The sequence below is a fragment of the Chryseobacterium sp. StRB126 genome, assembly GCF_000829375.1.
In the GTDB taxonomy this organism is placed as follows: domain Bacteria; phylum Bacteroidota; class Bacteroidia; order Flavobacteriales; family Weeksellaceae; genus Chryseobacterium.
The window spans coordinates 3,090,674-3,102,984 of record NZ_AP014624.1 but is presented as its reverse complement, the minus strand read 5'-3'; the positions used below and the strand labels follow the sequence as shown (position 1 = coordinate 3,102,984).

At 35.6% G+C, this 12,311-nt stretch carries 7 protein-coding genes; 5 read left to right on the top strand and 2 right to left on the bottom strand.

The window, feature by feature from the left end:
- Positions 1–13 precede the first annotated feature (13 nt).
- Together CHSO_RS14025 and CHSO_RS14020 are read right to left on the bottom strand one after the other, a co-directional pair.
- Complete coding sequence (locus CHSO_RS14025) at positions 14–1,285, bottom strand: aminotransferase class I/II-fold pyridoxal phosphate-dependent enzyme (RefSeq protein ID WP_171817696.1); 1,272 nt, start codon at positions 1,283–1,285, stop codon at positions 14–16.
- Positions 1,286–1,369: 84 nt separating this feature from the next.
- Complete coding sequence (locus tag CHSO_RS14020; RefSeq protein ID WP_045497055.1) at positions 1,370–2,407, bottom strand: PLP-dependent cysteine synthase family protein; 1,038 nt, start codon at positions 2,405–2,407, stop codon at positions 1,370–1,372.
- Between the two features lie 222 nt (positions 2,408–2,629).
- Between CHSO_RS14020 and CHSO_RS14015 the strand changes: the two genes are divergently transcribed.
- The 5 genes from CHSO_RS14015 (at position 2,630) to CHSO_RS13995 (ending at position 12,264) form a co-directional block, all read left to right on the top strand.
- Positions 2,630–6,115, top strand: a complete 3,486-nt coding sequence (locus CHSO_RS14015) for a DUF2723 domain-containing protein (protein WP_045497052.1) — start codon at positions 2,630–2,632, stop codon at positions 6,113–6,115.
- A 93-nt stretch (positions 6,116–6,208) separates the two neighbouring features.
- On the top strand, positions 6,209–7,696 hold the full coding sequence (locus CHSO_RS14010) for a hypothetical protein (RefSeq protein WP_045497049.1): 1,488 nt from the start codon (positions 6,209–6,211) through the stop codon (positions 7,694–7,696).
- A gap of 93 nt (positions 7,697–7,789) precedes the next feature.
- Positions 7,790–8,317: a DUF1697 domain-containing protein gene (locus CHSO_RS14005; protein ID WP_045497046.1), complete on the top strand. Its 528-nt coding sequence runs from the start codon at positions 7,790–7,792 to the stop codon at positions 8,315–8,317.
- Between the two features lie 853 nt (positions 8,318–9,170).
- Positions 9,171–9,980, top strand: coding sequence for a 3-deoxy-8-phosphooctulonate synthase (kdsA, locus tag CHSO_RS14000; RefSeq protein WP_045497043.1), 810 nt, complete (start codon positions 9,171–9,173; stop codon positions 9,978–9,980).
- A gap of 43 nt (positions 9,981–10,023) precedes the next feature.
- Complete coding sequence (locus CHSO_RS13995; RefSeq protein ID WP_045497039.1) at positions 10,024–12,264, top strand: TonB-dependent receptor plug domain-containing protein; 2,241 nt, start codon at positions 10,024–10,026, stop codon at positions 12,262–12,264.
- The last annotated feature ends 47 nt before the right edge of the window (positions 12,265–12,311 follow it).

Here is a 12,311-nt window from a genome sequence, read left to right as displayed (position 1 = left end):
TTTTTTCTAAAGATTAAATCGGTTTAAAACTTAATCCTTGTTCCTGCAGTAATATTTGTTCCTGCTCTTTATAGTAACCACTTACTAGTTTATCGTGAATCGCTTCAAACGCTGCCAGAGTTTCATTAATCTCAGCATCCGTGTGAGAAGCGGTAGGAATCAGTCTTAAAAGAATCATTCCCTTCGGAATTACCGGATATACCACCACTGAAGTAAAAATCCCGTAATTTTCTCTAAGGTCTTTTACCAATATGGTAGCTTCTACAGGAGTTCCCTGCATCATTACCGGAGTTACACAAGTATTGGTGTCTCCAATATTGAATCCTCTTTCTTTTAATCCGTTCTGTAGTTTAGCTACATTTTCCCAAAGTTTAGCCTTGATTTCAGGTCTAGATCTCAATAGCTCTAATCTTTTTAATCCCCCTATTACCATTGGCATCGTAAGAGATTTTGCGAAGATTTGTGATCTTAAATTGAACTTCAGGTATCTGATGATTTCTTTGTCACCCGCAAGGAATGCTCCGAAACCAGCCATTGATTTTGCAAAAGTAGAAAAATATACGTCAATCTGATCATTACAATCCTGCTCTTCACCAACTCCGGCACCAGTTTTACCCAGTGTTCCGAAACCATGAGCATCATCCACTAAAAGTCTGAACTGATATTTTGATTTAAGTTCGCAGATCTCTTTGATTTTTCCCTGCTGGCCTCTCATTCCGAAGACCCCTTCAGTAATTACAAGAATTCCTCCTCCTGTTTCTTCTGCCACTTTAGTCGCTCTCTGAAGGTTTTTTTCAAGACTCTCCATATCGTTGTGCTTGTAGGTAAATCTTTTACCAGAATGAAGTCTTACTCCATCCACAATGCAGGCATGGGAATCCATGTCATAAACGATAACGTCATTTCTGCTTACCAAAGCATCAATGGTAGACACCATTCCTTGGTAACCGAAATTCAATAAATATGCTGATTCTTTTTGTACGAAATCTGCCAATTCTTTTTCCAATTGAAGGTGCTGATCTGTTTCTCCAGACATTGCCCTTGCTCCCATTGGATAGAACATTCCATATTCTGCAGCCGCCTTTGCATCTGCTTCTATGACTTCAGGATGATTACATAATCCTAAATAATCATTAGCACTCCAGAAAATTACTTCTCTACCCTGAAATTGCATTCTCGGGCCGATAGGTCCCTCTAGTCTTGGGAAAATAAAATATCCTTCTCCATAATCTGCAAATTGTCCAAGAGGTCCTGGATTTTCTTTTATTCTTTCAAAAATATCCAACATTGTATTGTAATTTTTAAGTAAAAAAGCCTTTTTTGTAGAACACGCAAAAGGCTTTATTTGTATCGTGATTTTATTTTGTTCCTATTTAATAAACTCTGTCTTGAAGACTTCGTCATAATTGTGGACACAGTTGTTAACAAATCCCTGTTCGGCCATCCACTTATCACTGTATACCTTGGTGATATATCTCGACCCGTGGTCTGGATAGATTAAAACAACCACATCATTTTCAGTTAATTCGTGAGAATTAGCATATTGTATCAGTCCCTGAGTCACAGCTCCTGTAGTATAACCTCCCATAATTGCTTCCTTTAAGGCAATTTCACGGGTTCTGTACGCGGCCATTTCATCATTTACCCTTACAAATTCATCTACCTTATCGAAAAGAAGAGCGGAAGGGATTAAATTTTTTCCCATTCCCTCAATCTGATAAGGGTGTACATCTTCCTTGTGAATTTCACCTGTCTCGTGATAGCTTTTTAATATAGAACCATCTGCATCCACCCCGATGATTTTAATATCCGGGTTTTTCTCCTTCAAAAACTTTGCGGAACCAGATAAGGTACCTCCTGTTCCGGTACAGGCAAAAAGGTGAGTGATCTTACCTTCTGTCTGTTCCCAGATCTCAGGACCTGTAGTCTGGTAATGGGCATCAATATTCAGTTCATTAAAGTACTGATTGATGTAAATAGAATTGGGAGTTTCCAAAGCGATTCTTTTCGCTACTTCATAATAAGATCTTGGATCATCCGCCGGTACGTTGGCAGGACATATATAAACAGTAGCTCCTAAAGCCTTTAGATAAGCAATCTTTTCAGGCTTTGTTTTGTCGCTTACTGCGAGAATACATTTATATCCCTTAATGATACATACCATTGCAATAGAAAACCCAGTGTTTCCGGAAGTAGTTTCTACAACTACGGAATCTTCTTTCAATAAGCCTCTCTCCTCTGCGTTCTCTATAATATGAAGTGCGATTCGGTCTTTGGTGGAATGTCCAGGATTATATGATTCTAACTTGGCATAAACGGTTGCTGGAATATCTTTTGTAACAGTATTTAGCTTCACCATAGGAGTATGTCCTATTAGGCCAAGAATATTATCGTAAACATTACTCATTATTTGTTATTTTCAATAAAAATCTGACTGCAAAAATACAAAAAAATAAATAATTACTAAACTTTTGTTTGATTTCTAGGGCATAGTTTAATAAAAAAATATTTTCCTGTTTACAGTATTAGCACGAGTTTAATCGCAAATTTTGCGCCAAATTTTTAAATTTTGTTAAAAACAATATAAAATAATATAAAAGCCTTATTTTCGCATAATTGATTTAATACTATGAAAAATTGGACTTTTAGGCAATGGAACACCGTTTTAGGATGGGTGATTTTCGTCATTGCGTTTTTCACGTACTTGTCCACCATAGAACCCAATTTCAGTTTTTGGGATTGTGGCGAGTACATTTCTTCTGCAGTAAAACTTGAAGTAACGCACGCTCCCGGAGCGGCTTTATTCCAGATTGTGGGCGCTGTGGCGGCCATGTTTGCATTAGGGAAAGGCGAAAATTACTCCATCGTAATCAACGCGATGTCTGCATTGTTCAGCGCACTGACTATTTTATTTTTGTTTTGGACGATCACTCATTTTGTGAGAAGATTGCTGAACAAAGATTTTGAAGAAATTACAAAACATCAGGAAATCTCTATTTTATTTGCGGGAGCGGTAGGAGCATTGTGTTTCACCTTCTCGGATACATTCTGGTTCTCGGCAGTAGAAGGAGAGGTTTACTCAATGGCTTCTATGTTTATCGCGCTTTTGGTCTGGTTGATTACGAAATGGGAAAATGAGTATCAGGCAGCAGACAGTGAGAGATGGATTATCCTTATTTTCTTCGTTTTAGGACTTTCTGTTGGGGTACACATGATGTGTATGCTGGCAACTCCTATGGTGTGTCTTGTATATTATGCAAGAAACTATAATTTTACCTGGAAAAACTTTATCTGGGCTAACCTTATTACCTTGTTAATTTTGAGTTTGGTCTTCAAAATTATCTTCCCGTTAATTATGACGATGTTCGGAAGACTGGAAATTTTCTTTGTAAACGGTCTTGGACTTCCTTTCCACTCCGGAACAATTGCAGCCTTTATTCTAATGGTGGCAATCAGTTATTTCTTAATCAAATATGCCAGAAAAACGAAAAAAAATCTATACCAGACGGTTGCTTTATCGGCGGTGTATATGATTATCGGGTTCTCTTGCTGGATGGTAATTCCAATTAGAGCGAATGCTAATCCACCAATGAACCTTAACGATCCGGATACGGCAATTGGTATGTTGGATTATTATAACAGAGAACAGTATGGTGACTGGCCAACGATCTATGGCCAAAATTATACGGCTTTCCTTGACGCAAATGGGATTGAAAAGAATGAAGACGGAAGTTTTAAGACAAAAAAAACCGGAGAAATTTATGAAAAAGATGAGAAAACGAACCGCTACAGAAAGACGGGTGACCGATTCAATTATGTTTTCAATAAGTCTCAGGTAAGCTTAATGCCAAGAATGTTTAATGAGGATAAAGATGTAATGTCTAACTACATTTCAATGTATGGGGCTCCTGATTTCACATTCAATTATGGCAATGAAGATGTGGCAGATAACCCTCAGGCTAAACAAATATTTGATGAACTGAGAGCTAAGTATGATGATAAATCTATTACAGCTGCAGATTATTTAAAGGTAAAACCTTATAATCTTATTAATGTTCAGAAGCCTTCTTTGCTTCAGAATATGGATTATTTTATTTCTTTCCAGAATGGATATTACTTTGTAAGATACCTGTTGTGGAACTATGTAGGAAGACAGAATGATCTTGAAGGAAACATGGAAAGCACAAAAGGAAACTGGATTTCCGGAATTCCTTTTATTGATAATGTAAATGTAGGAAATCAGGATAAAATGCCTGCTAAATTCAAAAATGAAAGTACCGTAGCATTCTTCTTCCTGCCATTACTTTTAGGGTTAATCGGGTTCTTTTTCCAACTGAACAGAGACTTCGGAAGATTCTATGCTTTATTATCTTTATTCATTATTACAAGTGTCGGAATTGTTTTCTATACAGGAGTAAAACCTTTTGAACCGAGAGAAAGAGATTATGCAATGGTGGGATCATTCTATGCTTTTGCGATCTGGATCGGATTAGGTGCAGGAGCAATTTTATGGTTTGCCCAATCTAAGATTAAATCCAATGGTGCTAATATTGCATTGGGAGTTGTGTTGTTAGGAGTTCCTTTCATGATGGGATTCCAGAACTATAATGTTCATGACAGAAGCAACAGATACACAGCATACGATTATGCATATTCAGTTTTAAAATCATTACCTAAGAACGATATTTTATTCGTGTACGGTGATAACGATACCTATCCGGTTTGGGCAATCCAGGAAACGGAAAGATTCAGAGATGATGTAAAAGTGGTTAACTTCACATTGGCTTCAACACCTTGGAATCTTGACCAGGTAAAAAGAAGAACTTATAATGCAATGGGGCTTCCAAGTGAATTGACTCACGATGATTACAGAGACGGAGTAAACGACCAGATCTATATGATGAAGAAGGAAGATTGGGAAGGTGTTTTCAATATGTTGAAAGAACAGGGAGTTCCGGATACAGAATTCAAAGATTTCAGAAAGTACCTTACACAGGATTCTTTAACTCTGAAAGAGGCGATTAAGTTTATCAAATTCAAATCTCCTGAAAAAGATCAGTTACTAAAAATGTACTTTGGAGAAGAGAAATATGAAAAGTATAACATTCTTCCAGTGAACAAATTTATCCTTCCTGTAAATAAAGACAATGCTTTAAAAGCAGGAATTATCAATCCGGAAGATCTTCCGAAAGTGGCCAATCAGATCATGATTACTTACAAAGGAAATACCTTATATAAAAACAACCTGATCTTAATGGATTTATTGGCGAATTTCGATTGGAAGCGTCCGATTAACTTCTCTTCAGGAGGTATTTATGACAGTGAAAATATTTTCTACCTTAATGATTATCTTCAGTTTGACGGATTCAGCTACAGATTAATTCCAATCCAGACTTTACCATCAGCAGATGGAGATATGGGAAGAGTAGATGCCAACAATCTTTATAATGTAGTGAAAAACTTCAGATGGGGGAACTTTAAAGATCTAAGCGCTCACTTTGATGAAACAGCAACTTCAAACATTATCAGCTACAGAATGTCAGCAAGCAGAGCAGCTTCAGCATTGGCATTAAAAGGACAGAAAGCAAAAGCATTAGAAATTTTGGATCTTGCAGCAAAAGAAATTCCTGCTGAAAAATACAATGATCCACGCTCACTAAGCTCAATTGTAACCGGATATATTGTTGCAGGGCAGGAGCAAAAAGGATTACAATTAGCAGAAGTACTTAAAAAAGGAATCTTTGACGAGTATGATTATTATTTAAGCCTTTCTAAAGCGGATCAAAGCTACGTGAGAAGACAAATGAGAACAAAGCCAATGGAATATTCTCTTGTCGTAGCAGCGGTTACAGATGCTTATATGAAGATTGGACAAAAAGAAAAAGCATATGCTTATCTGGTAAAATCCATTGAGCCGATTGATAAAAAATTCAATGCTTTTGTGAAGGAACTTCAGCAGATGGGCAAAGAAAAAGCAATGAAACAATCTGAAGATGTTCAAACGATCACACCATTCTACCAATATTTATTTGATGTAATGGAACCTTTCGATTCAACTTATTCTAAGGAAAAAGAAAATCAGATCACTTCAGCGATTATCAAAGTAACACAATAAAACACTTTTTTAAAACGGAACTTCGGTTCCGTTTTTTTTTGTTATTGGGAATCCTGAATTTTAAGATTATATTTGTGGAACTAAAAATGCATAATGGCAGAAACACAGAATAGCAGGTTCCCAATCTATGCCGTAATCGTTACGGTAGTTTTTAAACTTCTTTTTTTATTGACACACTATATTCAGGAAGATGCTTTCATCACTTGGAGAGTAGCTCAGAATTTACTGGATTATGGAGTAATTGGTTTCAATGGAGATACTAAGATTTCTGCTTCTACTACTCATTTGTATGTTTTTGTGTCCTATATTTTCAACCTTATTTTTGGTAAAGAATATTTTATAGAACCTCTTTTGATTTTTAATTCCATTCTGTTTACAATAGGAACATTATTCTTATCACATTTGGTTCTTAAAAATCCTTGGCATAAGGTCATTTTCATTTTTTTAATCGGAATTTTGCCCCCAGCTATTAAGATTTCAATCCTCGGAATGGAGTATGGAATCCTGTTTTTCCTGGAAATGTCTCTGTTATATTATGGTTTCAACAAAGGGAAAAAATGGGTGTTGACCCTTCTTCCAATACTGATTATGTTTACAAGGATAGATACTGTTATTTTCCTTGGAATTGTATTTCTTGTTGATCTTTTCTGGAACAGAAAAATCAGATGGAACTATATTTTTGGTGGAGTTTTAGGAGCTTTATCAACAGTTGCTTTCAACTGGTTCTATTTTGGAGAAGTGGTAAATAACACAATTACAGCAAAAAAATTACTTTATGAGCAACAATTTACTTTTGGAGAACACCTGGACTATTTTCTGATTAGCTTTGGAAATTTCTGGGGAATGCTGAAAGTTCCGGGAGCTTTCAATCCTATCACAGTGATTGTTCTTATTTTTGAATTGCTTTGCTTTATTTACCTTATCCGACAAAGAGAAAAGAGAAATTACTTTCTGTGGATGATCTTTATTTTCGGATGGGTAAAGCAGATTATTTTTATCTCTCAAAAAAGCTTATTCGACTGGTATTACTGGGTGCCGCAGTTGCTGCTTTTTGTTCCGGTTCTTATTTTTGTATTAGAGCAGAAAGAGAGAAGAAACGTATGGTTATCATTGCTTATTGTATTTTATATTGCTCCGATGTTAGCTTTCCAAACCATTCATTCTATTGCAACCGGAAATGGAGAATGGAATTATAGAAGAACAATCGGTACATTTCTGAACCAATATGAGAAAGATAAAAATCAATGGATTTTACTGGAGCCTGCGGGTTATGTACCTTATTTTTCGGGATTAAAAACCATTGATGAAGTTGGGTTGGTAGACAAACAGATTCAGGAAGAAATCAAAAAAGATAAAACAAATTACTGGATCAACACGGTTAAAAACAGAAAACCAAAATACTTGCTTTCATATCAGAATTTATACCAGGGTAAAAATGCAGCATATTATCAAGCCCACTATAAATTATTAAAGGAATTCAGAGTGAAAGATCATTTGAAAAGTGACAATAAAATATTAGAAAAGATCTACAATCTGAAGCCTTCCGGAACAGACTATAATTTATATATCCGAATTAATTAAAATAGAGCAGAATTCTAAGAGCAGTCTTTAAAACACTTGAATTTTTAAATCCAGACTCCTATAAACCATTATCTAAAACCTAATACCTAACTTATGAAATATTGTGCTTTTCTCCGCGGTGTCAATGTAAAAGGAACCAATATGAAAATGGCAGATGTATGCCAGGTTTTCAAGGATGCCGGAATGAAAGAAGTAACTTCTATATTAGCTTCCGGAAATATTGTGTTTTCCTCTGATAAAAGTGCTGGTGAATTAAAAATAATTCTTGAAAAAGCAATGTCAGAGCATTTTTCCTACGAATCTTTCCTGTTCATCAAATCTCACGAAGAAACAGAAGTTTTCTGGAACAGTATTCCTTTTGCAAAAAATGATGACCTTCACATTTATGGTTTTGTTGGAATATCAGGCGTGGAAAATGTTTTGATGGAAGAGTTTAAAAAAGCTGCTCAGGCAGAAAATGAAAAAGCTGAAATCGTTAATGATATATTTTATTGGCAGGTCCCCAAGGGAAATACATTAGATTCTACCTTTGGAAAAGTTTTAGGAAAGAAAAGCCTGAAAGATCAAATGACCAGCAGAAACGTAAATACTTTCGAGAAGATCTTGAAAAAAATGGAGTAGTATACCACAGAATTTAAAAATAGGGAGCAACAAATACATACAAATTCTGGATCAGAACAGTATCATTCAATAGGAACGGGCTTTAGCCTGTTCTTCTTTTTTTAATTACAATTCCATTGGCTTTAGCCAAAACCTAAAATATCCATAATCTTTGTCATTGCGAGCAAAGCAATCTTATATGTTGGAAATCGCAAAGGCGCTAGTTTTTTTTGAATATCTTCTGTTTTTAAGGCGCAAGGATTTTATCTTCGATAAAATTGTACTCTGCATATTTTCTGACAGACTTAGCAGATAGATAAGCTGTTTTTATTTATACAACACAAAATATACTAATATTCATATAAATATCCATAAGCATCTGTGTAAATCCGTGAAATCTGTGGGAAATAAAAAAATCTTACGTATGTAATTGATAGCTTATCTGTTTTCATTCCGCAAGGAATCTAGTCTTAGATTTTAAAATCCAGAGTTTAGATTCTTTCAGAAATCGCAGATTATCTCCTTTTAGTTGATGAATATTATTTCGACATAGTCAATGATAAACACAGTGTTGAAGAATATGAGGAAATTGTAGCATTGAATTACTATCTGAAATTTTAATTAAAACTTAATCCGAAAAATACATCTGCTTACAATATTGGCATTACCTTTCTCTATCATCTATCATCTATCATCTATCATCTATCATCTATCATCTATCATCTATCATCTATCATCTATCATCTATCATCTATCATCTATCATCTATCATCTATTATCTATTATCTCCAGTCCACCTCAAACTCTCTCCTCAAATAATTTCCAAGTCTGAAACTTTCTCAGTATTTTTACTGAACTTTTTAATTATAACAAAATGATTCAGTATTTAGATAATATTCAGCACAAAGATTCAAAGAACTTTTTCCTTATTGCAGGACCTTGTATTATTGAAGGGGAAGATATGGCACTTAGAATTGCTGAAAAAGTAATTAACATTACAGACAAGTATAATATTCCTTATATTTTTAAAGGGAGTTTCAAAAAGGCTAACAGAAGCCGTGTAGACTCTTTCACAACCATTGGAGAAGAGAAATCTCTTGAAATTCTTAAGAAAGTAGGTGAGACCTTCAATATTCCTACCACTACGGATATTCACGAAAATGAGCATGCAGCATTAGCGGCACAATATGTAGATGTTCTTCAGATTCCTGCATTTTTGGTACGCCAGACAGACTTATTAGTGGCTGCTGCTAAAACAGGAAAATGTGTATCTCTGAAAAAAGGACAGTTCCTTTCACCGGAATCCATGAAATTTGCTGTGCAGAAAGTTACAGATTCAAACAATCAGAAAGTAGCCATTATTGAAAGAGGAAATTCTTTCGGATATACAGATCTGATCGTAGATTACAGAGGAATTCCTACCATGAGAGAATATGCGCCTGTGATTCTGGATGTTACGCATTCATTACAGCAGCCTAACCAAAGTTCTGGAGTAACAGGAGGAAGGCCGGATCTTATTGAAACCATCGCCAAAGCAGGAATTGCAGTAGGAGCAGACGGAATTTTCATTGAAACTCATCCAACTCCGGAAACGGCATTATCTGATGGTGCCAACATGTTAAGACTGGATTTATTAGAAGATTTATTACAAAAATTGACAAGAATTAGAGAATCAATTTTGTAATTGTTAAAAAAACATTAATTTTAGAAATTCTAAAATATTTCTTTTGAAAAAACTAGTTTTACCGCTAAGCCTTATGGTTCCTATTCTGATTTTCTCCCAACAAAGAAAAAAGGATACGGCGACCACTAGAGTGACCGATATAGAGGAAGTTGTGTTCCAGAAAAAAACAACAGGAAGAACCAATGATCTTACCAATGTAAAAATTTCTGCAAAAGAAGCGAAAGCAGTAGCTTCTATCAGTGGCGGAATTGAGGGACTGATTAAAACGCTCCCTTCCGTAAACTCCAACACTGAGCTGTCTTCCCAGTATATGGTGCGTGGTGGAAACTATGATGAAAACCTTATCTACATCAATGATATTGAGATCTACAGACCTTTTCTGATCAGAAACTCTCAGCAGGAGGGGATGAGTATCATTAATCCGGATATGGTTTCCACTGTGAATTTCTCTGCTGGAGGATTTGAAGCCAAATATGGTGATAAAATGTCTTCTGCTTTAAATATCTATTACCGTGAGCCTGAAAAATTTGAGGTTTCCGGTGAAGCAAGCCTAATTGGAGGTAGATTAACCACCGGTTTAGCTTCAAAGAATAAGAAATTTACAGCATTATTTTCTGGAAGATACAGAAATACCAATCTTGTTCTTAACACCTTAAAAGAAGATACAGACTTTAATCCTACTTATTGGGATTTCCAGTCGTATTTGAATTATCATGTTAATGATAAACTCTCCATGTCATTCATAGGATATTATTCTAAGAATGATTATGAGATGATTCCTAAGGCGAAAAGTGTAACTTTTGGAAGTCTTCAGCAGCCTATTACGGTAAATATAGGTTATGCTGGTAAGGAAAATGACCAATATAAAAATATGATGGGTACATTTTCTATGAACTATAAGCCGGCTGATAAATGGAAACTTACCTTGGATGCTTTTGCTTATCAGAACAGGGAAAGAGAATATTATACCATCCGTTCAGAATATGAGCTGCAGACATTTGACCCAATAACAAAAGAACCTGTTTCTAGCTATGATATGGGAGGACAGACAGAACATGCCAGAAATGACCTGTTTGTAAGAACTTACGGAACTCAGTTCAGAGCTAAGTTTTCCCCTAATGTAAATACAGATATTGAGGTTGGTTTCAAATACGAAAAAGAAAATCTTAAAGATCTTACCAATGAATGGAAACTGGTAGATTCTGCCGGATACAGCCTTCCAAGACCGGAAGTGATTGATCCGAGATCAGGAACTACCACAGGGGATCTTAGAATGTTCTATTATATTGCAGGGAAAAATAATATTGAACCGACAAGATTATCTGCGTATGCCCAGTATTCTCAAAAATTCTACTGGGGAGCAAGTAAGGTGTTCTTAAATGCCGGAGTAAGAGTATCTAACTGGAGTTTCAATAAAGAAACAATAGTCTCTCCAAGAGTTCAGTTTGCAATAAAACCAGATTGGGATACAGATATGTTATTTAAACTTTCTGGAGGAATCTATTATCAGTCTCCGTTTTATAAAGAGATTAAAGACCTCGACGGAAATTTCAACCCCAATATAAAATCACAAAGATCTATCCAGGCAATTCTTGCTAATGACTATGAATTCTATATGTATGACAGACCGTTTAAATTAACAACGGAGCTTTATTACAAAAAAATGGATAATCTGATTCCGTATTATATGGATAATGTGAGAATCCGTTACTCAGGACAGAATAATGCTAAAGGATATGCCTATGGAATTGACACCAGATTATTCGGTGAATTTGTTCCTGGAGTAGATTCTTGGTTATCGGCGAGTTATGCAAGAGTGTATGAAAATATTGAGGGAAGAGGAGATATTCCAAGACCTACGGATCAGAGATTCAGGGTGGCGATGTTCTATCAGGATTATATGCCGCAATTCCCATCTATGAGGGTAAACCTTACTCTGGTGTATGCGATGGGATTACCAACAGGATCTCCCGTAATGTTTAATGATAACGGGCAGCCGGATTTCAATTCAGCATACAGTTATCAGAAAACATTGCCTGCTTACAAAAGAGTAGATATTGGATTAACAAAAGTATTTATTGATCCAAAGGATAAAAATAAAAAATCCGGTTTCTGGGGTAATTTCCAGGAATTATCTTTAGGAGTACAGGTTTTCAACGCATTTAATATTAATAACACAGTGGCTAACCAATGGATCACGGATTATAATACCAATTATATGTATCCGGTTCCGGTACGTCTTACAGGACGTTTCTTCAATGTGAAGTTAGAATTTAAACTATAAAATATTCTCAATCCGCATCATCTGCGAGGAGCATATAAAACAAAAAT

Coding starts and splice junctions, on each gene's coding strand:
- CHSO_RS14020 (WP_045497055.1), bottom strand. CDS start 2,407: ATGAGTAATGTTTACGATAATATTCTTGGCCTAATAGGACATACTCCT.
- CHSO_RS14015 (WP_045497052.1), top strand. CDS start 2,630: ATGAAAAATTGGACTTTTAGGCAATGGAACACCGTTTTAGGATGGGTG.
- CHSO_RS14010 (WP_045497049.1), top strand. CDS start 6,209: ATGGCAGAAACACAGAATAGCAGGTTCCCAATCTATGCCGTAATCGTT.
- CHSO_RS14005 (WP_045497046.1), top strand. CDS start 7,790: ATGAAATATTGTGCTTTTCTCCGCGGTGTCAATGTAAAAGGAACCAAT.
- kdsA (WP_045497043.1), top strand. CDS start 9,171: ATGATTCAGTATTTAGATAATATTCAGCACAAAGATTCAAAGAACTTT.